The organism is Streptomyces caniscabiei (assembly GCF_014930365.1).
Taxonomy (GTDB): Bacteria; Actinomycetota; Actinomycetes; order Streptomycetales; family Streptomycetaceae; genus Streptomyces; species Streptomyces caniscabiei.
Window position 1 is genome coordinate 44,305 of sequence record NZ_JABXWI010000008.1, and the last position, 20,687, is coordinate 64,991.

The 20,687-nt window shown below is 68.7% G+C and carries 19 protein-coding genes and 1 pseudogene; 8 read left to right on the forward strand and 12 right to left on the reverse strand.

Annotated elements, in window-relative coordinates:
- Positions 1–38: 38 nt before the first annotated feature.
- The 5 genes from HW837_RS22460 to HW837_RS22480 all read right to left on the reverse strand — a co-directional run bounded on the left by HW837_RS22460 (position 39) and on the right by HW837_RS22480 (position 7,355).
- Entirely contained in the window at positions 39–3,203 is a 3,165-nt protein-coding gene (locus HW837_RS22460) for a SpoIIE family protein phosphatase (protein ID WP_313895570.1), read from the reverse strand.
- Positions 3,204–3,570: 367 nt separating this feature from the next.
- Positions 3,571–4,374: an SDR family NAD(P)-dependent oxidoreductase gene (locus tag HW837_RS22465; protein ID WP_193380146.1), complete on the reverse strand. Its 804-nt coding sequence runs from the start codon at positions 4,372–4,374 to the stop codon at positions 3,571–3,573.
- Between the two features lie 88 nt (positions 4,375–4,462).
- Positions 4,463–5,221 carry an SDR family oxidoreductase gene (locus HW837_RS22470; protein WP_193380147.1) on the reverse strand — a complete coding sequence of 253 codons (759 nt, stop codon included), beginning with the start codon at positions 5,219–5,221 and terminating at the stop codon, positions 4,463–4,465.
- A gap of 27 nt (positions 5,222–5,248) precedes the next feature.
- Positions 5,249–6,193 carry an alpha/beta fold hydrolase gene (locus tag HW837_RS22475; protein WP_193380148.1) on the reverse strand — a complete coding sequence of 315 codons (945 nt, stop codon included), beginning with the start codon at positions 6,191–6,193 and terminating at the stop codon, positions 5,249–5,251.
- Between the two features lie 307 nt (positions 6,194–6,500).
- Positions 6,501–7,355: an oxidoreductase gene (locus HW837_RS22480; RefSeq protein ID WP_193380149.1), complete on the reverse strand. Its 855-nt coding sequence runs from the start codon at positions 7,353–7,355 to the stop codon at positions 6,501–6,503.
- A 285-nt stretch (positions 7,356–7,640) separates the two neighbouring features.
- Here HW837_RS22480 and HW837_RS22485 point away from each other — a divergent pair, with 285 nt between their 5' ends.
- On the forward strand, positions 7,641–8,552 hold the full coding sequence (locus HW837_RS22485) for a helix-turn-helix transcriptional regulator (RefSeq protein WP_193380150.1): 912 nt from the start codon (positions 7,641–7,643) through the stop codon (positions 8,550–8,552).
- Between the two features lie 435 nt (positions 8,553–8,987).
- Here HW837_RS22485 and HW837_RS22490 read toward each other — a convergent pair whose 3' ends face one another.
- The 3 genes from HW837_RS22490 to HW837_RS22500 are packed head-to-tail and all read right to left on the reverse strand — an operon-like array spanning position 8,988 to position 11,415.
- Positions 8,988–9,836 carry a lipocalin-like domain-containing protein gene (locus tag HW837_RS22490; protein WP_193380151.1) on the reverse strand — a complete coding sequence of 283 codons (849 nt, stop codon included), beginning with the start codon at positions 9,834–9,836 and terminating at the stop codon, positions 8,988–8,990.
- Positions 9,833–10,216 carry a nuclear transport factor 2 family protein gene (locus tag HW837_RS22495; RefSeq protein ID WP_193380152.1) on the reverse strand — a complete coding sequence of 128 codons (384 nt, stop codon included), beginning with the start codon at positions 10,214–10,216 and terminating at the stop codon, positions 9,833–9,835. The genes HW837_RS22490 and HW837_RS22495 overlap by 4 nt, the downstream gene beginning before the upstream one ends.
- A 26-nt stretch (positions 10,217–10,242) precedes the next feature.
- Complete coding sequence (locus tag HW837_RS22500) at positions 10,243–11,415, reverse strand: FAD-dependent monooxygenase (RefSeq protein ID WP_193380153.1); 1,173 nt, start codon at positions 11,413–11,415, stop codon at positions 10,243–10,245.
- A gap of 82 nt (positions 11,416–11,497) precedes the next feature.
- Between HW837_RS22500 and HW837_RS22505 the strand changes: the two genes are divergently transcribed.
- Complete coding sequence (locus HW837_RS22505) at positions 11,498–12,202, forward strand: TetR/AcrR family transcriptional regulator (RefSeq protein ID WP_193380154.1); 705 nt, start codon at positions 11,498–11,500, stop codon at positions 12,200–12,202.
- Positions 12,203–12,466: 264 nt separating this feature from the next.
- On the opposite strand, the pseudogene HW837_RS22510 reads toward HW837_RS22505, so the two are convergent.
- Positions 12,467–12,547, reverse strand: a pseudogene (locus HW837_RS22510) (hypothetical protein); the annotation flags it as partial.
- A gap of 153 nt (positions 12,548–12,700) precedes the next feature.
- Here HW837_RS22510 and HW837_RS22515 point away from each other — a divergent pair.
- Both HW837_RS22515 and HW837_RS22520 read left to right on the forward strand, forming a co-directional pair.
- Positions 12,701–13,447: an SDR family NAD(P)-dependent oxidoreductase gene (locus HW837_RS22515; protein ID WP_193380155.1), complete on the forward strand. Its 747-nt coding sequence runs from the start codon at positions 12,701–12,703 to the stop codon at positions 13,445–13,447.
- A 100-nt stretch (positions 13,448–13,547) separates the two neighbouring features.
- Positions 13,548–13,979 carry a cupin domain-containing protein gene (locus HW837_RS22520; protein WP_193380156.1) on the forward strand — a complete coding sequence of 144 codons (432 nt, stop codon included), beginning with the start codon at positions 13,548–13,550 and terminating at the stop codon, positions 13,977–13,979.
- An 18-nt stretch (positions 13,980–13,997) separates the two neighbouring features.
- Here the strand turns inward: HW837_RS22520 and HW837_RS22525 are convergent, their stop codons facing one another.
- Positions 13,998–14,282, reverse strand: coding sequence for a hypothetical protein (locus HW837_RS22525; RefSeq protein ID WP_193380157.1), 285 nt, complete (start codon positions 14,280–14,282; stop codon positions 13,998–14,000).
- A gap of 32 nt (positions 14,283–14,314) precedes the next feature.
- Positions 14,315–14,575: a helix-turn-helix domain-containing protein gene (locus HW837_RS50075; protein ID WP_193380158.1), complete on the reverse strand. Its 261-nt coding sequence runs from the start codon at positions 14,573–14,575 to the stop codon at positions 14,315–14,317.
- A 512-nt stretch (positions 14,576–15,087) separates the two neighbouring features.
- Here HW837_RS50075 and HW837_RS22535 point away from each other — a divergent pair.
- Both HW837_RS22535 and HW837_RS22540 read left to right on the forward strand, forming a co-directional pair.
- Positions 15,088–16,797: an MFS transporter gene (locus HW837_RS22535; RefSeq protein ID WP_193380159.1), complete on the forward strand. Its 1,710-nt coding sequence runs from the start codon at positions 15,088–15,090 to the stop codon at positions 16,795–16,797.
- A 157-nt stretch (positions 16,798–16,954) separates the two neighbouring features.
- Positions 16,955–17,374 carry a nuclear transport factor 2 family protein gene (locus HW837_RS22540; protein ID WP_193380160.1) on the forward strand — a complete coding sequence of 140 codons (420 nt, stop codon included), beginning with the start codon at positions 16,955–16,957 and terminating at the stop codon, positions 17,372–17,374.
- A gap of 16 nt (positions 17,375–17,390) precedes the next feature.
- On the opposite strand, the gene HW837_RS22545 is transcribed toward HW837_RS22540, so the two are convergent.
- Entirely contained in the window at positions 17,391–18,170 is a 780-nt protein-coding gene (locus tag HW837_RS22545; protein WP_193380161.1) for an IclR family transcriptional regulator, read from the reverse strand.
- Positions 18,171–18,319: 149 nt separating this feature from the next.
- On the opposite strand from HW837_RS22545, the gene HW837_RS22550 reads away from it, so the two are divergent.
- On the forward strand, positions 18,320–19,507 hold the full coding sequence (locus HW837_RS22550) for an FAD-dependent monooxygenase (RefSeq protein ID WP_193380162.1): 1,188 nt from the start codon (positions 18,320–18,322) through the stop codon (positions 19,505–19,507).
- The gene (locus HW837_RS22555) at positions 19,504–20,604 is read left to right on the forward strand and encodes an NAD(P)-dependent alcohol dehydrogenase (protein WP_193380163.1); all 1,101 of its coding nucleotides are present in this window, start codon (positions 19,504–19,506) and stop codon (positions 20,602–20,604) included. Before HW837_RS22550 ends, HW837_RS22555 begins: the two co-directional genes overlap by 4 nt.
- The last annotated feature ends 83 nt before the right edge of the window (positions 20,605–20,687 follow it).

Sequence of the window (20,687 nt, forward strand, 5' to 3'; positions counted from 1 at the left end):
CCTGTCGCGAGCTGGTCCGGCCGGGCCTCACTAGAGGGTTACTGGCTGAGCGGTAGTTCGGCCCAGATGGTCTTGCCGCTGTTTGTGTGGCGTGTGCCCCAGCGTTGTGCCATCTGGGCGACCAGGAGCAGGCCTCGTCCGCCCTCGTCGAAGGCGCGGGCGTGTCTGAGATGAGGAGCGGTGCTGCTCCCGTCGGTGACTTCGATGACGAGCGCGCTGTCACGGATGAGCCGAAGCCGGATGGGAGGGGTGCCGTAGCGGATGGCATTGGTGACCAGTTCGCTCACTACGAGCTCGGTGGTGAACGCGAGATCGCTCAGTCGCCAGGCGGTGAGTTGCCGGCGCGCGTCAGCACGCGTGGGAGCTACGGCCACCGGGTCGCTCGCCAGGTCCCAGGTGGCGACGTGGTCGCCGTCGAAGGCCCGGGTGCGGGCAAGGAGCAGAGCGACATCGTCGTCGGGGGCTTTGGGGACGAGTGCGTCCATGATGGCGTCGCACTTGGATTCCAGCGAGCGGTGCGAAGCTCCCAGAGCCTCGCGCAGCGTATCCAGGCCGACAGAGATGTCATGGGCCCGGGATTCGATGAGGCCGTCGGTGTACAGGGCGAGGAGACTGCCGGCCGGCAGGTCGAATTCGGCGCACTCGAAGGGCAGGCTGCCCAATCCGAGGGGCGGCCCGGCCGGTATCTCGGGGAATTCGACCGTAGCGTCCGGGAGCACGATGGCAGGCAACGGGTGTCCGGCACGGGCGATGCTGCAGTGCAGCGAGACGGGGTCGTACACGGCGTACATGCAGGTCGCACCGACGTCACCGTCGATTCCTTGGCCGCTTACGCCTTCGGAATCGACGGACAGGCGGATCACCAGATCGTCGAGGCGGGTGAGCAGCTCATCCGGGCCGAGGTCCACATCGGCGAGTGTGCGTACAGCGGCCCGCAGGCGTCCCATCGTGGCGGAGGCCTGAAGCCCGTGCCCGACGACGTCACCTACGACCAGGGCGACCCGCGCGCCGGAGAGAGGAATGACGTCGAACCAGTCGCCGCCCACGCCCAGGGGGGAGTCTGCGGGCAGGTAGCGGGAGGCGAATTCCACAGCAGGTTGTTCTCGAAGCCGCTGGGGCAGCAGGTTGTGCTGGAGTGTCAAGGCTGTGGCGTGCTCACGGGTATAGCGCAGGGCATTGTCGATGGACACCGCCGCCCTTGCGGCAAGCTCTTCCACAAGGACCGCATCGTCCCTGTCGAAGGGATGCTCAGGGTGCAGGCGACGTAGTAGGGAGAGGACACCCAGCGTCGTACCACGAGAACGCAGCGGTACCGCCAGCGTCGAATGGAACCCGAACTCCTGCACGCGGGCCCTACGAACGCTGTCGTTCGCGAGCCACCGTTCCCATGCGAGGTCTCCAGCTCTCGCCAGAATCGCTCCTCCCGTGGCCAGACAGCGTGTGTAGGGCGAGTCCGCCGTCTGAGCGGTGGACTCGCCGACGGCGACCGCGGCCTCCGGAGAGCCCTCAGTGGTCGAGGATTGTGCGACACGGCGCAGCGCGAGCGGCGAGTGATCATGCCGCAGAGCGGGATCCGTCCCCTGGAGCACCGAATCGAGGAGATCGACGGTGACGAAGTCGGCCAGTTGTGGGGTGATCGTCTCGGCGAGCTCCTGAGCGGTCTGTGACACGTCCAGGCTGGTGCCGATACGGGTGGCCGCCTCGTTCAACAGAGACCACCGCCGTCGGCCCCAGTACTGTTCGCTGCTCTCGTAGGTTGTGACGATCGCACCGCACAGGCGCCCAGAAGCGTCCCTGACAGGCCCTATCTCATGCGCCCAGGGGCGCTCGTGAATGACGCCCGGGACGCTGTAATAGCCCTCGTAGTGCACCGGCTCCCCGGTCTCGATCACTTGACGCAGATGTCGCTGGAATGCCGCGTAGACCGGCGCCGAGAAGACATCGGAGACCAGACGACCCCGCAGTTCTTCCTCCGTGGCGGCGAACCGGCGCCCGGCGGCAGCATTGACGCGTGCAAAACGGAGTTCCGTGTCGTAGATCACCTGGACGACCGGGCACTGAGTGAAAGCCCGGTCTGCGAGGGTCTGATCGCCTTCCGACCCCATCGGCTCGCCGGGCCGGGTCATCGTCAGAATCCAGCGCAGCTCCCCCCTCCCCGACGGCATCGGCTGCGCCCGAAGTACCAGCTCCAGGACTTGTCCGTCGTTGCGCAGGAATGCGAGCCGACCTCTCCAACTCGCCTGACGCGCAAGCACGCGCTGCAAGGTCGCGGCGTCGTCCCGGCGCAGCAAGTCCTGCACCGGGCGCCCTTCGATTTCGGTGCGAGAAAGGCCGAGCGGCACCCGGGACTCCGGGCCCCAGCCGATCACGACTCCTTCGGCGTCCGTCAGCGCCACAGCCGCGTATGACGTATCAGCGGCTGCACCCCAAGGAACCGTGCCGAAATCCTCCATCGCAAAGTCAGTCTCCCACCGATGCGCGCATTGAGCAGCGGTGAGAAACCCGATTTCAGTCCGCGCCGATCTTGCCGGAGCAGCGTTTTCTTCCCAGCGCCGTGCACATCGTCGCTGCTCATGCCGGTGTGAATGGCCTGAGGCCAATACGATCTCGGCTGATACCAAGTTGCCGGACAGCGGAGCCTCCGGTCCACGTGAACGACAAGGCTTGTGCGCTTGTCGGCTCTGCCGGAGTCCGCTCTCCGCTTCCGATGCAACACACTGGCAGGTTGCATTCCGTTGGCGGGCCGCGTGTAGGCGCGGCCCGCCAACGGTGGTGGTCAGCGTGCTGGTCGCCTGCAACTTGTTGGTCCCCACGGTGATGTCCAGGTGGAATCCGTCGGGGCTGGTCTGCTTCGTCGCGTGGACTCGGCCAGTCTCGATGCAGGTCTGGAACAGGTCTGAGAACCGGTCGATCTTGTTGTGGAAGGGAGTGCCGTTCTGCAGGGCCATGCTCTCGGTGCCGTTGATGACGTAGCGCGGCGACGGTGCTGATGGCGGTGCCTGTTGCTGTTCTCGGTGATGGTGACGGTGGCCTCGGCCGAGCCGGACTTTCTTGCCGCCCAGCGTGTAGGTGCCCTGCGACCGATGCGACCGCTCAGGGGTCGCGCTGCCCGACTTGTACGGGGCGCCCCAGGGGCGGTGTCGGAAATACGGGCGACCGGCTCCCGCGCAAACGTTCGAACCGGCCGTCGGGGCGGTGGACACGAGGCAGGGCAGAGGGGCGGTGCTGCCGAAGGCCCGTCCGACTACTCCCGTCGGCACCCTTGCGGCCCCGGGCGCCTGCGGACACGGCTGCCGAAGACTGTGCGATCGGTCCTGCGGATGGCTGAGGCTCTGCCACTTGGGCCAGGCAGAGCGCCCAACGATGTCGCGTTCGCGCCGCTGGTCCGTTTCTGCGACCCGGTTCGTGCTCAGCGCGCCGACGGAACCGCGAGCCGGTGGTGCAACGGGGGGAGCGGGACAAGGACCAGGAAGCGTCTCGCGAAGCCGACCGTGAGCCGACCCAGGACCTGAACCGTAAGGGGGCCGCACTCAGCTCGTGATCCTCCGAGCTAGGAGTGCGAGGGGGTGCCTAGTGCTCCGGGCGCGGCTTGGCTTTGCTGGCGTGGCGGGCGGCCTTGTAAGTCTCGGGCAGGAAGCGGTGTTCGATGGCAGTGCGCTTGGTGGTGGCGTCGCCGCCGACGACCTCGGCACGTCCCTTCATCAGGGCGAGGAAGCCCTGGCGGGCGACTTCCTTGCGGCTGTTCTTCTTCATGTCGGGGCCGAAGGCGGTGTTGTTCATGCCGGCGCTGGCGTGGAAGTTGCTGTCGGTGGCGCCGGGCATGAGGCAGGTGACGGTGACGCCGTGTTCCTTGAGTTCCTCGCGCAGCCCGAGGGCGAACATGCGGGTGAAGGCGCGGGAGGGCCCGTACACGGTCTCGTAGGGGGTGGGCAGGGTCGCCGACAGCGATGAGGTGATCAGGATGCGGCCGCGGCCGTTGCCAGCCATGTGCCGGGCGACGTGCTTGGCCAGGTGGACGACGGAGGCCACGTTCAGCTGGATGAGGGAGAGTTCGTCGTCGAGGTCGGTGTCGAGGAAGGCGCCGCCGATGCTGCGGCCGGCGTTGAGGACGGCGGCGTCGAGCGGTCGGCCGGTCTGCTGCACCTCCTGCCACACCTTCTCAATGCCCTCGCTCTGGGAGAGGTCGGCGCGCACGGGTGTGACGTGGACGCCGTGCCGTGCCAGGTCGGCTGCTGCCTGGTCGGTGTGCTCGCTGCGGCCGGTGGCGATCAGGTCGAAGCCGTTGATGGCGAACAGCTTCGCGAGTTCGTAGCCGATGCCCGCAGAGGCCCCGGTCACCAGGGCGAGTGGGCGGCGGGAGGCGGTGCTGCTCATGAGAGGTGCTCCGTTTCCGTGTACTGGTGGGCGTCCGGTGGCCGACCACCGTGGGGGAGTGTGGGGTCGCTACGGGCTTGGGGGTGGGTTACCAGTCCTGGCGGGTGGGGTGGATGACGATGTCGTTGACGGTGACTTCGATGGGCTGGTCGAGGGCGTAGACGACGGCGTCGGCCACGCGGTCCTGGTGGATGGCACCCTCGTTGAGGTCGTGGGCGATCTGCTTGCCCTCGGCGTTGGAGACCTTGTCGGCCCAGCCGGTGTCGATGACACCGGGGCTGATCATGGAGACCTGGATGCCGTGGGTGATGCCGACTTCCCGCCGGAGGCTGTCGGTGATGCCGCGGATGAAGAACTTGGTGGCGCTGTAGACGCCGCTGGCGTCCCCGACACGGATACCAGCCACGGAGCTGAGGTTGAGGATGTGGCCGGACTGGCGGGCGATCATGCCGGGCAGCACGGCACTGATGGCGTGCAGGTAGCCGCGGAGGTTGGTGTCGATCATATTGTCCCAGTCGTCGACGGCACGGTCGGACCACTTGGAGAAGAGCATCAGGCCAGCGTTGTTGACCAGGTGGTCGACGGGGCCGTACTCAGTGGCTGCGAACTCCATCAGACCCTCGACGTCGTCGCGGCGGGTGACGTCGGTGACGCGAGTGGTCGCGATGCCGCCCGCGCCGCGGATCTCGGTGACCAGTGTGTTGAGCTTGTCGGCGTTGCGGGCGGCGAGGACGACGCGGGCGCCCCGAGCGGCCAGAGCGCGGGCCGTGGCCGCGCCGATGCCGGAGGACGCGCCGGTGATGACACTGACGCGGCCCTGAAGGTGGTTGGCGTGGCTGTCAGCCATGGCGGCTCTCCATCTGTGTAGCGGTGTTCAGGCGGTGCGTGCGCGGGTGTCGAAATCAAGGAACATCTGCAGGAAGCCCTCCGGGTTCTCCTCGGGCACCCAGTGGCCTGCGCCCTCGACGAGGTGGCCGGTGACGTGGTCGGCTATCTCCTCGCACATGGCCCGGTAGTTGGCGGCCAGTGTCTGGGTGGCGCCGCCGGAGGCGAGCACGGGGAGGGTGAGTTTGCCGTCGCAGGCGATGGCATCGCGGTGGATCTGGGCGTCGTGGTCGAGTTCCCGGTAGATCTCGCACAGGGCGCGCATGGCGCCGGGGGCCTGGAAGGCGCGGGAGTAGACGGCCACATCGGCTTCGGTGATTGCGTCGGGCTGGTAGGCCAGGTCGTCGAAGAAGCGGGTGACGTACCAGCGTTCCCGGCCGTGGGTGAGGTGGACGGCGATGTCGGGGTTGGCGTGGAAGTCGAAGTGCCAGGCGCTCTTGGCGACTTTGCGCTGCTCGTAGTAATCCGTGCCGGGCAGCGGGGCTTCCATGGTGGTGAGGCTGACGACGTCGTCGCGGTAGCGCAGGGAGTAGCCGAATGCCAGCATCGAGCCGAGGTCGTGGCCGACCACGGAGACGGGCCCGTGAACTCCGAGGTGCTCGTGAACGAGACGGTGCAGGTCTGCGGCCATCGTCCACTTGTCGTAGCCGTCGCGGGGCTTGGTCGACGCGCCGGCGCCGCGGTAGTCGGGGGCGATGACGCGGTAGCCGGCCCGTGCGAGCGGGGCGAGTACCTTGCGCCATGCATGTCGGGTCTGTGGGGCGCCGTGGATGAGCAGCACCGTCTTCAACGCCTCGGCCTCGGACAGAGGGGACGGTTCGGTGAGGGTGTAGCCGATGCGGACACCGGCGTCCTGGTCGATCCAGGCACGGCCGTGGCTGATCCGGACACTGCCGTGATCGGTAACGGTGGCCACTGCGGCGTGCGCGTTCATCCTGGGGTGCCTTTCGTCGTGGGGGTGCGGGAGGCGGAACCTGCGGTGCCGTCGGCCGCATGCGGTTGTCCGCCGAGGGAGTCCGGTCAGGCCGTAGCCCACGACGCGGTGATACGCCGTGAGCGCCGCATCGGCAGGGGAGAGTGGTGTGCATTGACTCCATCTCCTTCACTACCGTGTCCGAGGGCAGGAAGTGCTGGAGGAGATGCTGGGGTCCCTCGCTCCGGCCAGGGCCGCGGGCTGCCTGAGGTGGCCGGCCGGTGACGGGCCAGGCGACGCCGTCACCGGCCGGCCCTCCAGGCGGGAGTCAGGCGGCGGGGGTGTCGAAGTCGGCCGACTTCGTCAGTGCCTCGTTGGCCCGGATCTCGGCGAGCATCGACTCCAACTGCTCGATCGCCATGCTGTACGCCGGGGCACCCAGCGGCAGGCGCTGGGGGTGGGCGTCGGCGGCGAGGGCGGTGATGATCGCCCGGGCGGCGGCGCGGGGGTCGCCTGGCTCCTTGCCGGTGTCCGCGCGGAACCCGGCACGCGCCGCGCCGACCGTGTCGGCGTAATCGGCGATCTCCCGCTCCGGCAGCGTCTCGTTGGCGGACCGGCCTGCCCAGTCGGTGCGAAAGGGGCCGGGCTCCACGAGCATCGTGGTGATGCCCAGCGGTGCGACCTCCTGGCGCAGGGCGTCGGTCAGGCCCTCGACGGCGAACTTGGTGGCGGCGTAGTAGCCGACGGCCGGGAAGGCGCGCAGCCCTCCGATGGAGGAGAAGTTCACGATCGTTCCCGAGCGGCGCGCACGCATGCCAGGAAGGACGGCGCGGATGACGTCGGACAGGCCGAAGACGTTGATGTCGAAGATCCGGCGGATCTCGTCGTCGGTGCTTTCCTCCACGGCGGCGAAGTAGCCGATGCCGGCGTTGTTGACCAGCACGTCGATGCCGCCGAAGTACTCTACGGCCGCCTCGACGGCCTCCCTCACCTGGGCGGCGTCGGTGACGTCGAGGGGCAGGGCGAGCGCCTGGTCGTTGCCCTCGACAAGATCCTTGACCTGAGCGACGTTGCGGGCGGTGACGACCGCCTTGTGGCCGGCGGCGAGAACCTCTTGGGCCAGAGCGCGGCCGAAGCCGGTCGAGCAGCCGGTGATGAACCAGACCTTCTGCTGAGCAGTCATCAAGCGGATCTCCTCGGAACGGACGCACCCCTCCTACGGCGATCACAACGGGGTGACGGCGACAGGGGTGCTGCATACGGGGTGAAGCGGCGCCCGCTCCGCCTGTGCCTCGCACACGGCAGGCGGGCCGCGGACCTCTTGAGGTCACTGCGATGGCCGCCCCACCATTCATGCACGCCGGGGAGCCGGGGGCCAAGCCACCTGCGGGGGCCATTGCTGCCGGGGAAGAACCTTCCCCCCCCCACCCGGTGGATCGCCGCCGCGGGCCGGGGAAGACTGGTTCTCATGGCGAACAATGCCGAGGAGATCAAGAAATTTCTGCGCGCCCGGCGTGACGCGGTCCGTCCCTCCCAGGTCGGCCTGGCGAACTACCCGGGCCGGCGAGTACCTGGCCTGCGCCGCGAAGAGGTCGCGCAGCTCGCCGGCGTCAGCGTGGACTACTACACCCGGCTGGAACAAGGGCGGCTGACCAGCGCCTCGGAGGGCGTCATCCTCTCCATCGCCGAGGCCCTGAAGCTCACGCAAGCCGAGACCCAATACCTGCGCGACCTGCTGCGCCCCCAGCCCCGCCGCAGCGCCGAGCCGGCGCCGCCCCAGCAGGTGCGGCCCGACCTGCTGCGCATGCTGAACGGGCTGCACGACCAGCCTGCCTTCGTCCTCGGCCGCCGCAACGAGGTCCTGGCCTCCAACGACCTTCTCGACGCCCTGTTCACCCCGTTCAACCACCGCCCGCCCGGCGAGCGCAACCTGCTGCGCTGGATGCTCCTCGACCCCGCCGCCCGCTCCCTCTACCTCGACTGGGCTCAGGTCACCTCCGAAGTCGTCGGCGTGCTGCGCGCCGAGGCCGGCCGCAACCCGAACGACCCGCGGATCGCCGAATTCGTCGCCGAACTTCGCTCGGTGTCCCCCGAGTTCCGCACCTGGTGGGCCGAGCGGACCGTGGTCGAACGCACCTGGGGCAGCAAACGGTTCAACCATCCCGTCGTCGGGCGCCTCGACATCACCTACGAAGCCCTCTCCCTGCCCGGCGACCCTGACCAGATCCTCTTCGTCTACGCCGGCAAGACCGACGACGACCTCGAGAAACTGCGCATCCTTGCCAGCTGGTACGCCCAGTCCACCCCCCGCCCCGCCTCCGCAGGCAAGGACACTTCCCAGCCGGACGGGGTGGGCGAACAAGATCCTCGCCACGCGTAGACCCGGCCGGGCGCCCCGCCGCCGGCTCCCCCCAGGAGCCGGCTCGGCGGCTCCACCCCCGCATGTCGACCGGGTCGTGAAAGAACGGGTCCTTGGCCACGCCGTCGCTCCAGGGGTCGGCGTGAGCCTGCTCTGACGCCCGGTCGGTGCGGGCTGTCCCCCCTGCGCCGGGGCGCAGCAATCCCCTACGGGTGAAGTACTCGTGTGCCGGGTGCGGGGGATTCGTCGCCGCGATGAAGAGCGGGATGGGCGTACGGCCCTCGGTGCCGAGAGGCGGCATCGTCGCCCGTCGTGCTCCCGGCCGCGAGCACACCCCCGCAACGTCTCAAAGTAGCTGGTGGCCGCCCGGCACGGTATCAAAAGTCGGCCCATGGGGAGGGCATCGGCCGCGCCGAGCGGTCTCGGTACTCCGTCAGGCTGGGCTAGGCCGAAACCTCAGCGTCCGACGACGTCGGCGTAGCCGTGCCCGGTGATCTCGTGCCCCTCGAACGTGCCGGTCACGTAACACACATGGGACTTGGCGCCTTGTGTGCCGTCGAGCTTGCGAGGGGTGATCTCCAGTCGGGCGTCGAGGCCGGGAATCGACAGGATCCAGTGCTCGTCGCGGTCGGTTCGCCCAGCGGACATGATCAGGTGTGAGCCGTCCTCACGCAGCGCCGTGAGCCAGGAAGTGCCGTCTCCCTCGGTGTCCCAGACGCTGAGGTAGCGGCCCCGTCCGAGGTCGAGTCCGAGCCACAAGAAGCGCAGTGGTCTGCTGACCTCGGCAAGCCACTGACGGTCGCACCACGTATGCCCGGTGACCCGATGCGTGACCCCTTCGATGGTGATGGTTCCTGAGGCGATCAGGCCGGGCAGGGCGAACTGCCCGGTCGTCCCGCCGAAGAAAGGGAACACCCCACTGCCGCCGCTGAAGAGCACCGAATCTTCCCGCCTGAGCGCCAGCCGGATCGACGCGGAGTCCGTCGCGCCTGAGATCTCGAGTTCGTCCAGGTCTCCGCTCAGGCTCAGGATCGATGTCTGGACGTCGAGCTGGTCCGTGGACAATTTCACGTCGTGGAGGGGCTCGACGATGTGCTTGTCGCCGGCGTGTTCGTCCGCTTCCCGCAGCAGCGCGACCGTGCCGTGACAGGCTCCGTCCGTGTCCATCGCGTGGATCTTCGCCCAGAAGACGTTCCCGTCGTCGTCGCGCAGCCTGGAGGCGAACCACCAGGAGTCGTTCTTGCCTGGAGCGGTCGCGGCGAGGTCGTCGGCGGCGCTGATCAGGGTGGGGTGGAGCGAGGTCATCCTGCCTCCTGCGTCTCTGGACCGAGGACCCGCAGGTTCGTGATCAACCCGCTGTCGTCGACGGTCACGTGCTCGGTACCGCCCTGGGAAGCGAGTTGGCCGTCAAGCATGCGCCAAGCTGCTATGAAGCGGACCTCGAGCGTTCGTTCGTCGAGCGCCGTGGTGGTCCACACGTGCTTGCAGTCGGCCATGTCGGAGTAGAAGCGTCGGTAGAACTCGGTGATGTCGGCCAGGCCGGTCACCGGTGGGACGTCGCCGAACCGCACGACGGCGCCGGGCGCGAAGACCGATCCGAGCTCCTGCAGTGCCTGCGGTTCGTGCACGGCACGGTCCACGAGCGTGATGTAGCGGTCGACCACCGTAGCGGTTGTCTGAGTCATCGCATGTCCTCGTTCTCGTGTGGGTGTCAGCCCATCAGGGCTTTGCCGAGCCTGGCGCCGACCGGGGTGGAGACGGCGCGGATCAGGGTGCTGCGCGCGAGGCGGCCGAAGCGGTTGGCGGGCATGAAGAAGTGCCGCATCAGCAGCGCTTCCTTCTGATAGCGGGTGACGAACGGCCGCAGTTGCTGTTCCCAGCTGCCCAGAGCGGTGGGCAGGTCGCCGTGTTCGGTCAGCAGGCGGGCCAGCAGTTCGGCGCCCGCGATGCCCATGCCGGAACCCTGGCCGGAGTGGAGGGTCATGCACCAGGCGGAGTCGCCGAGCAGGACCACCCGGCCCTGGCTCCAGCGGTTCAGGTGGATCTGGCTCACCTGGTCGAACAGGACGGACTCGGAGCGGTCCATCGCCTCCAGCATGACGGGCACGAGGTCGCCGCCGAAGTCGGCGAAGGCCTGGCGCAGGGCGACCGAGGGCTTCTTGCGGATCTCGGCGGAGGGCCAGTCCGTGCGGTAGAGCAGGAAGGCGACCGGGGGGTGGTCGCGGTAGCTGTTGATCCAGGCGGAGCGCCCTGGGGCGGTGGCGACCGCGCAGTCGCCATCGCGCATGCCGGGCAGCGGGCCGTCCATGACGCAGGCGGCCACGACGTGGTCGAAGTCCTTGCGGTAGAGGTCCTCGGGGCCGAAGGCCAGGGAGCGGACCGTGGAGTGGATACCGTCGGCGCCGATGAGCAGGTCCGCGCTCTCCACGGACCCGTCGGTGAGGGTCACGGTCACCTGGTCGCGGTCCTGGGTGATGGCCGCGGGCCCCGTGCCGTAACGGATCTCCACCAGGTCCTGCACAGCCTCGTACAACACGCGCTCCAGATCGCTGCGCAGCAGCATCCGCAGCGGGGTGCCGTTGGCCTGTTCGGGAAAGGTCAGGCCAGGGGTGAGACGGCCGCGGGAATCGACTTCGAACATACGCCCTTCAGGGTCGCGGCGGTCCGGGAGGGAGTCCAGAATGCCCAGGCGTTCGGCAGCGGTGTAGCCCGGGCCGTTGAAGCGGACGAAGTAGCCGCCGGTGCGGCGTTCGGGGGTCCGCTCGATGATCAAGGGCTTCCAGCCGGCCCGGTGCAGGCTCAGGGCCGCGGCCAGACCGGAGATGCCGGATCCGACGACAAGGGCACGGCGGGGGCCCTGTGGGGGGAGTGACGAAGAGGTCATGCCCCGACCATACTCTTGATCGATACTGGATGACCAGATTCGAAATTTGGTCATCCAGTGAAGGGGGTGGGATGCTGTGCTCATGACCTTGGATCGCTCGGCCGGCGCCCTGCAGGCCGACCACGAACGCGCCGAGCGCATCCTGGCCGCCGCGCGCGAACTGCTGCTGGCCTGGGGCTACAAGCGGGTCACCGTGGATGAGATCGCCCGCCGCGCCCGTGTCGGGAAAGGCACCGTCTACCTTCACTGGAAGACGAAACAGCTCCTGTTCGCCGAACTGCTGCGGCGTGAACTCCACAAGGCGCTCGGCGTCTTCGCCGCCGGAATCAGAGAAGACCCCGCTGCGGCCCTGCCCAGCCGGGTGGTCCGGCAGGTGTTCCTGCAGCAGACCCGCGACCCCGTCACTCGGGCCCTCCATGCCGGCGACAGCGAGATCCTCGGCGTGCTCGCCATCACCCCGGCGGGCCGTCCCCTCATCCAGGAACTCGGCTTCCACACACTCCTCGCCCGACTCGTCGAGGTGTGGCGCGCACACGGGCTCGTGGCCGTCACGGCACCGGCGGCCGACCAGGTCTATACAATCGACGCGGTGCTGACCGGATTCATCACGGGAGGCATCGCGGTCCCGGCCGAGGACTTCCGCCCGGACCGCCGGGCGGACCTGCTCGCCCACACGATCAAGGCAGCCCTGGAAACCTCCGCCACGCCGGACGAGGCCGCCCTCCGCGCGGCCGCCCACGACGTGCTCGACGCCCTGGACGCCACCCAGGGTGCGCTAGTTACCTGACGACGGCTCTCCGTGCAGGCCACGGCTCCTCTTGCCCTGGCGAACTGGAGCGTCGGCATGCCGCAGCTGTGGCGCATGGTGCTCGGCACCGACATCGGCATGGACCGGCTCCGTCAAGAGATCGCTCGCGCGGCGACCGCGCTTGCCTCGGAGGGCTTGCGCGGCGGTGCCTGATGTGCGGGTGACCGGACACCGGGCTGTTCGCCCTTGGCCGGAGTCATCACCATCCGCGTGAGCGGCTCCATCAGTCGCAGCGGATCATGCATGCCGGTGCTCCGGGTTGCCCGCTGTCTTCGAACCCCAGGTGCGGAAGGCCTTCAGATCGTCCAGCTCCAGGCTGAAGCCCTTGGTGCTGGGCGTTCATTGAACGAACAAGCCGCAGTCGTCGGCAGCCTCGAAGCACAAGAATCCGAGGGCGAGGGCCTTGCGGCACCGAGCGCTCCATGGGGCCGTGGCCGCTCTGGCTGTGTTCGAACGCCGACCGAGGAGACATGAGTCATGGCTGGAGGACTGGCGGGCAGGACCGCCGTGGTGACCGGGGGCAGTGCCGGCATCGGGCAGGAGATCGCCCGGAGGCTCGCGGCGGAGGGGGCGGACATCGCGGTCGCGGACGTCGACGCGGCGGACGAGACGCGGGCACTGGTCACGGAGACAGGACGTCGGTTCTTCAGTGACAAGGTCGACGTCTCGGACGAGGAGGCCATCAACGGGTTCGCCGCGAGGGTCCGCGGCGAGTTCGGTTCCGCCGACATCCTGGTGAACAACGCGGCCGTGGTGCTGCTGGCCGACCTCGACCATGTGACGTACGACGACTGGCGTCGCACCTTCGCGGTCAACGTGGACGGCCCCCTTTTGGCTTCCAGGGCGTTCCTTCCGGACCTGAAGAGATCCCGGTCGGGACGGATCATCAACATCACCTCGTCGAGCTACTGGACCGCGCCGCCGCCCTTCGTCTCCTACGTCTCCGCCAAGGGCGCGTTGAACGGCCTCACCTCCGTCCTGGCCGCCAACCTCGCCGCTCACGGCATCACCGTCAACGGCGTGGCGGCGGGTCTGGTCCGGACCGCCGCAGCCATGGAGAACACCGGCGAGGCCTTCTTCGAGCAGGCCGTGCAGGCGCAGAACATCCAGCGGGTGCAGATGCCGGACGACGTCTCGGGCGTCGTGGCGTTCCTGGCCTCTGAGGACGCCGCGTTCATCACGGGGCAGATCGTCGTCGCGGACGGCGGCAGCACACGCCGCTGAGACGAAATACGACATTCACCGCACACGCCCACACGCCTCAGTCCGGCGGGTCCGCTGACCCGCACCCGACTCCGCACACCACGAAAGGACCGCAGCACACATGCGCTCAACCAGCCGAGCTGCCCTCATAGGCATGTCGGCCCTGCCCCTCGTCCTGGTACCAGGGGTGTCCCATGCCACTCCGAGTTCGGGAGTCTCGTCAACCACCCTCTACGAGCGGACGGTTGACGGCACGACGTACACACTGAAGCGCATCACGATCAGCCCCGGCGGCACGACCGGATGGCACTACCACCCCGGGACGGTGTACGGGATCGTGCGGGAGGGCACGCTGACCCACTCGGACGCGGACTGCGCGACCGACGGCGTGTACTCCTCGGGTGACACCATCACCGAACCGGCCGGACCGGACCATGTCCACATCGGCCGGAACCTGGGCAGTACCCTCGTCGTCCTCGACGCGCTGTACGTCGATCTGACCGGCACCCCGCTCACGGTGGACGCTCCCGATCCAGGGTGCGACTTCCAGTGACCGGCCGATGCCTGTGCTTCACTGCCGACTCTGCTGTGCGGGCTGCTCTTCCAGCGCTGAGGCCGGGGCGAACAGGCACAGGAGCAGATCGATGAAGCAGTCCGCGACCCGCTGGGCGGTATGGCAGTTCTCGACCTGCACGATCTGCAGGGCCGACGCGTGGAGCAGCCCGGTCACCGCGAACGCGGTCGAGTCCGGCAGCGGCGGTGTGCCGACGGTGAGACCTTCCGCGCCGCGCTTGCACCGCTCCATCGCCTCCCGCCGCACGGGAGAGAATCCGGCCGGCCCGTCATCGCCCATCATGATGCGGGTGATACCGCGTTCTTTCCACGTGCTCAAGCGGTAGGCATGCGCCCCGCGAGATACATGGTTGCGGGGCTGGCCGATTCGGCGCCGACAGCCCGCTTCGCCGTGCGGGCCGAGGCGGTCGCATGGATGCTCGACAACCCGTTCGTCGGAGCGGAGAACACTTCGAGTTTGCCGCCGAAGTGGTGGTAGACACTGCCGGCACTCACACCCGACGCCTGGACGATGTCATTGATGCCGGTGTTCTCGTAGCCGCGCTCGGAGAACAGCGTCCGCGCTGCGTCCGGCACTGCGCGCTGCGCTGTCGCCGACCGGCACCGGCAGTCGAGTGGCCTCGTCGGCCTCGTCGGCCTCGTCGGCCTCGTCGGCCTCGTCGGCCTCGTCGGCCTCGTCGGCCTCGTCGGCCTCGTCGGCCGACGGCCTGTCCTGCAGTGCACGCCTGCGCCCCGAAGCCCGGCACGCACTCTGGGCGCACGGCGTCGCAGGACAGGTGCCTTCGCCGCATGACCTGCGACGCCGCGCCTGTCGAGACCGATGGATCGCTGATGGCTTGTCCGTCCAACGAACATGTCCATTGAGCGTGACGGCGGCCACTTCCTACCTTGTCGCTGCTCGGCACGGGTCGGTCACCACGCCGAGCGTCCTGAATCACATTGGTCGCAGAGCCACGCGGAGGCGGTCCGCGAAGGCCCCGGGGCGGTTCGGCAGCGGTGTCGCCGTACGGCCGATCACGAGCACCCCAGCAAGGTCCGGCGGCGAACGTCGGTTCCGACAGCAGCGCGCTGCGCACGAGGAGTCATCCATGGTCCAGATCGATTCACCCAGTGAGGCAAGCGACGAGGGTGGCAGATACACCCTGCGGCCCGGCACGTTGGCCGCTGTGGTTCTCGCGGTGTGTCTCGCGCAGATAGCTCTCTCCGTCCCCTCGCTCATCACCGGGCTGATCCAGCAGGATCTCGCGCCGTCTTCGGCCCAGCTGACGTGGATCGTCGAGGCGTTCATGCTGCCTGTGGCCGCGTTGGGACTGGGTTTCGGTGTATTCGGTGACCTGTTCGGCCGCAAGCGCCTGCTCGTCGGCGGCGCCGTGCTCATCGCCGCGGGCTCGGCTCTCGCGATCCTGGTACCCGGTGAGGGATCCTCGACAGACACCCGCGTGACGTTGCTGATCCTTGCGCAACTCCTCAGCGGTATCGGCGCCGCGGCCGTCTTCCCGACCAGCCTCGCCATGGTGGCAGCCGGTACACACACCACGGCCACCCGTGCGCGTGGCGTGGCGATCTGGGCCACCGCGCTCTCGGTCGGCGGCTTCCTCGGCCCGCTGCTGGCAGGTGTGGCTGCGAAGATCGACAGCGGCTGGGCCGGGAACGCGAACTGGCGTTGGGCCTTCGTCGGTGTTCTTGTCCTCGCCGCCGCGAGCGTGGTCCTGTCGCAGGCCCTTGCCCAGAACTCCGCCTCGCCCGAGGGGCGCTCCATCGACTGGCCGGGTCAGATCACCGCCGCGCTGGGCCTGTTCGCCCTGATGTACGCCGTGATCCAGGGACCCGAGAGCGGCTGGGGAAGCGCGCAGATCGTCGCCGCGTTCGTCGCCGCGGCAGTCTTCCTCGTGCTGTTCGTCTTCACCGAGAGCCGGGTCGCCGAGCCGCTGCTTCACCTGAGTGTGTTCAAGAACCGGGCGTTCGCGATGAACTCGGTGGTCACCCTCATCGGTATGTTCGCTTTCCTCGCGATCATGTACTCCACCAGTATCCGGCTCACCACCATCCAGGGATTCAGCCCGCTGCGGAGTTCCGTCGCCTACCTCTTCTTCGGAGGCATCGGACTGGTGCTGCTGCCCCTGACCTCGAAGCTGCTGGAGCGCTACAACCCCAGGTGGGTCCTTTTTGTCGCTCTGATTCTGGTGGGTGCCGGCGGGTTCTGGTTCGCCGAGATTCCGGCGAGCGACCGGGGCCTGGGCTCCATCGTCGTGCCGCTCATCTTCGTCGGAGTTGGTTCGGCTCTTGCCATCGCCTCCATCAGCGCGGTCGCGGTGAACACGTTGCCCAACCGTCTTGCCGGCATGGCGAGCGGTGTCACCAGCATGTTCCGGGACCTCGGGTTCGCCCTCGCCCCCGCGATCATCGGTGCTGTCGCGCTGGGGCACGCGGCCAAGGAGATCGCCCGCGAACTGGCCGACAATGCCGGCCTGCGAAGTGCTTACGAGGCTTTTCAGGCCTCTGCGGCCCATGCCCCCGCGGATCAGAAGCCGCAACTCGAGGCGGCAGTACACGCCGTGGAGTCGGGCCCGCTCGGCGCCAACTCGGTGCCTGCCACCATCCCGCTGCCGGATGGTCAGACCATGCCCTTCAACCCGCTCAAGGACGTTGCATTCAACGCCCTGAGTGACAGCTACTCCATCGCCTACACCCTCGGCGGTGTGGCTGCTCTCGTGGCGGCGGCGCTCCTCCTCGTGGGTGCGCGCGGTGGCGTCGAGGCGGCTCATCTCGAGGACGACCTGCACACCCTCGACGACTGACCCTCCGACGAACCTGCGGGCGCCGGACGGGGGCAGCAGGTTCGTCGAACAGTCGGATTCGCCCGCCGCGACCGCTCCTTCACCGGAGCGGCCACGCGGCGGGCCACGGCGTACCACGCACAACGACCACACGACCCACTCGAACAGGAGTTGGACCATGACCACTACACAGTCGGCGCCGGGCAGCAGGGACGGCCTTTGCGGGCCGGACACGGTCTCCGAGGCGGAGGCGGCGTGGCTCGTCGCGATCACGAAAGGGGACGAGGAGCAGCGTGCGCTCATGCTCCCCGAGTGCGTGATCGTGCACGGGCCGGTCGGCAACGTCCACGACCGCGAGCGCTTCCTCGCCCACAACGCGTCGATGGGGGCCACCCTTGAGGCCGAGAGCAGCGAGGTGACGTGCCGGGAGCGAGAGGGGCGGGCCATCGTGACGTGCTTTCAGAAGATGAGCAGCCGACGCGTACCCGACCTGCCGCCGTTCCTGGTGCAGGCGGTGGTCACCCGGGTGTGGTTCGCCACCGACGAGGGGTGGCGGCTCGGCCACATGCAGCTCTCCCGGCGGCAACCTGCGGCTTGATCCGCCGCGCACGAGGTCACGACGTGCGAATGGGGATACCCGGCCGCCAGCCGAGACTCCGCGACAGCCCCAGTCCACTCGCGACCAGCGAGGGAACGGCGGCCTGCAGCTTGATCGAGCCTGCGGCCACCACGACGGACAGCGCCGCGACGACCTTGCCGCGGCCGTCGACGATGCGTGTTGCGACCGATTCGGCCCCTTCGCTGAGCTCCTCCTTGACGACAACCGTTCCGGTCGAGCGACAGGACGCCAGTTCGCGACGGAGTTCGGCGGGGTCGACGATCGTCCTGGGAGTGAAACGCCGCAGCCTTCCCGCCAGCATCTCGTCGATGAATTCCGGACTGCTGTGGCTCAGCAGCACCTTGCCGACACCCGAACAGTGCAGCGGCAGATGGCCGCCGACCTGCGAGGTGAGCCCGACGGCGTTGACCGCCGAGAGGCGTTCGATGATCACGGCCTGGTCGCCTTGGAGGACGGCCAGCTGCACATGCTGGCGCAGAGCCGTGTACAGGTCCTCGACGAACGGCTGGGCGGCGCTGCGCAGCGTCTCGGCGCGGGGTGCGAGCGTGCCGAGACGCCACAGCCGCAGACCGATCGCGAACCGGTTGTCGCTGGTGCGCTCCAACGCACCGGCCTCCACGAGTTCGAGCGTGAGCCGGCGCGCGGTGGCGTGCGGTATGCCGGTGCGCCTGACCAGGTCGGCGAGGCTCAGCTCGGTGTGGTCGGGGTCGAAGGCGAACAGCAGGTCCCACAGCCGGGAGCTGACGGTCCGGCCGGGCTCGTTCGCGCGAGGCATGAGCCCCTCCTCCATCGTTTCTGACCTCCGGCCATCCTACCTTTGATGTTCGTTGGATGGATATAGGAGTTCTAACAACGCGCAGTCTGCCGGATTCTTGCGCGTAGCCAGTCACCACCTCGCTTCGAGGCCCACGGGAGTGAAAGACCATGAGTACTGACAACGGCCCCAAGATCGCGATCCTCGGTGGTGGTATCGGAGGCCTGGCCGCCGCGGCGTTCCTGCGCGACAAGGGCTTCGACAGTGACGTCTACGAGCAGGCGTCCGCCCTGACCGAGGTCGGCGCCGGCCTGGTGATCGCGCCCAACGCCGCCCGCCTGCTGCGGCGTCTCGGAATTCTGGACCGGTTCGTCAAACGCGCGGTCCGGATGGAGATCGGCTGGGAGTTCCGGCGCTGGCAGAACGGCACGGTTCTCTCCGCGGAGAACCTGGAGGAGGGGTGCATACGCCTGTACGGCGAGCACACCTACGCCGCCCACCGGGCCGACCTGCTGGAGGCTCTGAGGTCGGCCGTCCCCGAGCGCTCCCTCCACCTCGGCAGGCGCTGCGTCTCCGTCGAATTCGAAGGCGACCAGGCTGTTCTGCGGTTCGAGGACGGTGAGACGGTCCGCCCGGACATCCTCATCGGCGCCGACGGGGTCCACTCCCGCGTGCGCGGCGCCATCGTCGGCCCGACTCAGGCACGGGAGTCGGGCATCTGCGCCTTCCGCGCTCTCGTCCCGGCGCACAAGGCACCCGACTTCGCCAAGCGGCGAGCCCAGACGCTCTGGATCGGCCCCGAGCACCACCTCGTGCACTACCCGGTCTCCGGAGAGGACTACGTCAACCTCGTTGCCTTCGCACCTGCCGGCGCCGACAGCGTGGAGTCCTGGACGGCCACCGCGACGGTCCAGGAACTGCTCGACGAGTTCGCCGGCTGGGATCCCCGACTGGTGGAACTGATCAAGTCGGCCGAGACCCCGGGGCGCTGGGCGCTGCTCGACCGTGAGCCCCTTGATCGATGGAACCGCGGCAACGCGACCCTGCTGGGCGACGCGGCCCACCCCATGTTCCCGTTCTTCGCCCAGGGCGCCGCCCAGGCGATCGAGGACGGCGCCGTCCTTTCCCTGTGCCTCGCGGCGGACCCGGACAACCCCATCGCGGCGCTGGCCCGCTACGAGGAACTGCGCCGGAGCCGCACGGCCCGCCTCCAGGAGGTCTCGCACGGGAGGTCACACGTCAACCACCTGCCGGACGGCCCCGAGCAGCAGGCACGCGACCTGCAGTACGCACAGGCCGACCCGCTCAGGGAGAACGGCTGGATCTACGCGTACGACCCGGAGGTCGCCGTCTCATGAAGATCACGGCGGCGGTGTCACGCGAGAGCCGGACCGTCCCCGGTCTGGAGCAGGTCGACCTCGGTGAACCGAGGCCGGACGAGGTTCTGGTGCGCGTCGTGGCGACCGGCATCTGCCACACCGACATCAATGCGCACAGGGGCCGTGGGGTTCCCGTTCCTCGCCCTATCGTGCTCGGGCACGAGGGCGCGGGCGTCGTGGAGGCGGTCGGGGCCGGGGTGACCCGCCTCGTGCCCGGTGACCACGTGGTGCTCTCGGGCAACTCTTGCGGTGTGTGCCCCCGCTGTCTCGATGCGAGGCCCACCTACTGCCGGGAGGCGATGCGGGTGGCCTTCGGCGGCGCGCGACTCGACGGCAGTTCACCGATCACCCGGGGCGATGCCCGGATCGCGGCGATGTTCTTCGGGCAGTCCTCCTTCGCGACGTACGCGGTGGCGCCCGCGCGGAGCGCGGTCCTCCTGCCGAAGGACGTCCCGCTGCACCTGATGGGACCGCTCGGCTGCGGTGTCATCACGGGGGCGGGTTCGGTCCTGGAGGCGTACCGGCTCCGCCCCGGACAGTCGATCGTGGTGTTCGGCACCGGAGGCGTGGGACTCGCGGCCATCATGGCCGCACGCCTCGCGGGCGCCCGGCACATCGTCGCCGTCGACATCAACCAGCCGCGCCTCGACCTCGCTCGGGATCTGGGAGCGACGGACACCGTGCTGGGCGGCGCCGGTGCCGAACAGGCGCTGCGGGACATCGACCCCGACGGCTTCGACTTCGCGTACGTCACCGCGGACGTATCGTCCGTCCACGCGACCGCGACGACGTGCCTCGCCGTCGAAGGCACCCTCGGCTATGTGGTCGCGCCTGCGGACGAGTGGGTCCCGGACACCGGGTTTCTCCTCGCCGGCGGGCGCAGGCTCCAGGGAATCATCGGAGGCTCGGCCAACCCCCACGTGCTGATCCCCCAACTCGTCGAGTACTGGCGGGCGGGCCGGTTCCCCTTCGACCGGATGATCGAGGAGTTCCCGTTCAGTGACTTTGCCCGGGCGTGGACGGAGACCGGTTCCGGGCGGGTGATCAAGGCCGTGCTCAGGATGCCGGAATCCTGACATCGCCTTCCGCGAACAGCCCGGTCGGCGGGGTCACGACCGGGCGACGACGATCAAGACCATGGCCGTCCAACGAACACAGC

Excerpts from the sequence above, each read along its gene's own strand:
- HW837_RS22475 (WP_193380148.1), bottom strand. The coding sequence starts at position 6,193 with ATGAACGCGCACGCCGCAGTGGCCACCGTTACCGATCACGGCAGTGTC.
- HW837_RS22555 (WP_193380163.1), top strand. The coding sequence starts at position 19,504 with ATGAAGATCACGGCGGCGGTGTCACGCGAGAGCCGGACCGTCCCCGGT.
- HW837_RS22515 (WP_193380155.1), top strand. The coding sequence starts at position 12,701 with ATGGCTGGAGGACTGGCGGGCAGGACCGCCGTGGTGACCGGGGGCAGT.
- HW837_RS22485 (WP_193380150.1), top strand. The coding sequence starts at position 7,641 with ATGGCGAACAATGCCGAGGAGATCAAGAAATTTCTGCGCGCCCGGCGT.
- HW837_RS22520 (WP_193380156.1), top strand. The coding sequence starts at position 13,548 with ATGCGCTCAACCAGCCGAGCTGCCCTCATAGGCATGTCGGCCCTGCCC.
- HW837_RS22545 (WP_193380161.1), bottom strand. The coding sequence starts at position 18,170 with ATGCCTCGCGCGAACGAGCCCGGCCGGACCGTCAGCTCCCGGCTGTGG.
- HW837_RS22550 (WP_193380162.1), top strand. The coding sequence starts at position 18,320 with ATGAGTACTGACAACGGCCCCAAGATCGCGATCCTCGGTGGTGGTATC.
- HW837_RS22505 (WP_193380154.1), top strand. The coding sequence starts at position 11,498 with ATGACCTTGGATCGCTCGGCCGGCGCCCTGCAGGCCGACCACGAACGC.
- HW837_RS22525 (WP_193380157.1), bottom strand. The coding sequence starts at position 14,282 with ATGATGGGCGATGACGGGCCGGCCGGATTCTCTCCCGTGCGGCGGGAG.
- HW837_RS22470 (WP_193380147.1), bottom strand. The coding sequence starts at position 5,221 with ATGGCTGACAGCCACGCCAACCACCTTCAGGGCCGCGTCAGTGTCATC.
- HW837_RS22465 (WP_193380146.1), bottom strand. The coding sequence starts at position 4,374 with ATGAGCAGCACCGCCTCCCGCCGCCCACTCGCCCTGGTGACCGGGGCC.
- HW837_RS22540 (WP_193380160.1), top strand. The coding sequence starts at position 16,955 with ATGACCACTACACAGTCGGCGCCGGGCAGCAGGGACGGCCTTTGCGGG.
- HW837_RS22500 (WP_193380153.1), bottom strand. The coding sequence starts at position 11,415 with ATGACCTCTTCGTCACTCCCCCCACAGGGCCCCCGCCGTGCCCTTGTC.
- HW837_RS22535 (WP_193380159.1), top strand. The coding sequence starts at position 15,088 with ATGGTCCAGATCGATTCACCCAGTGAGGCAAGCGACGAGGGTGGCAGA.
- HW837_RS22480 (WP_193380149.1), bottom strand. The coding sequence starts at position 7,355 with ATGACTGCTCAGCAGAAGGTCTGGTTCATCACCGGCTGCTCGACCGGC.
- HW837_RS22495 (WP_193380152.1), bottom strand. The coding sequence starts at position 10,216 with ATGACTCAGACAACCGCTACGGTGGTCGACCGCTACATCACGCTCGTG.
- HW837_RS22490 (WP_193380151.1), bottom strand. The coding sequence starts at position 9,836 with ATGACCTCGCTCCACCCCACCCTGATCAGCGCCGCCGACGACCTCGCC.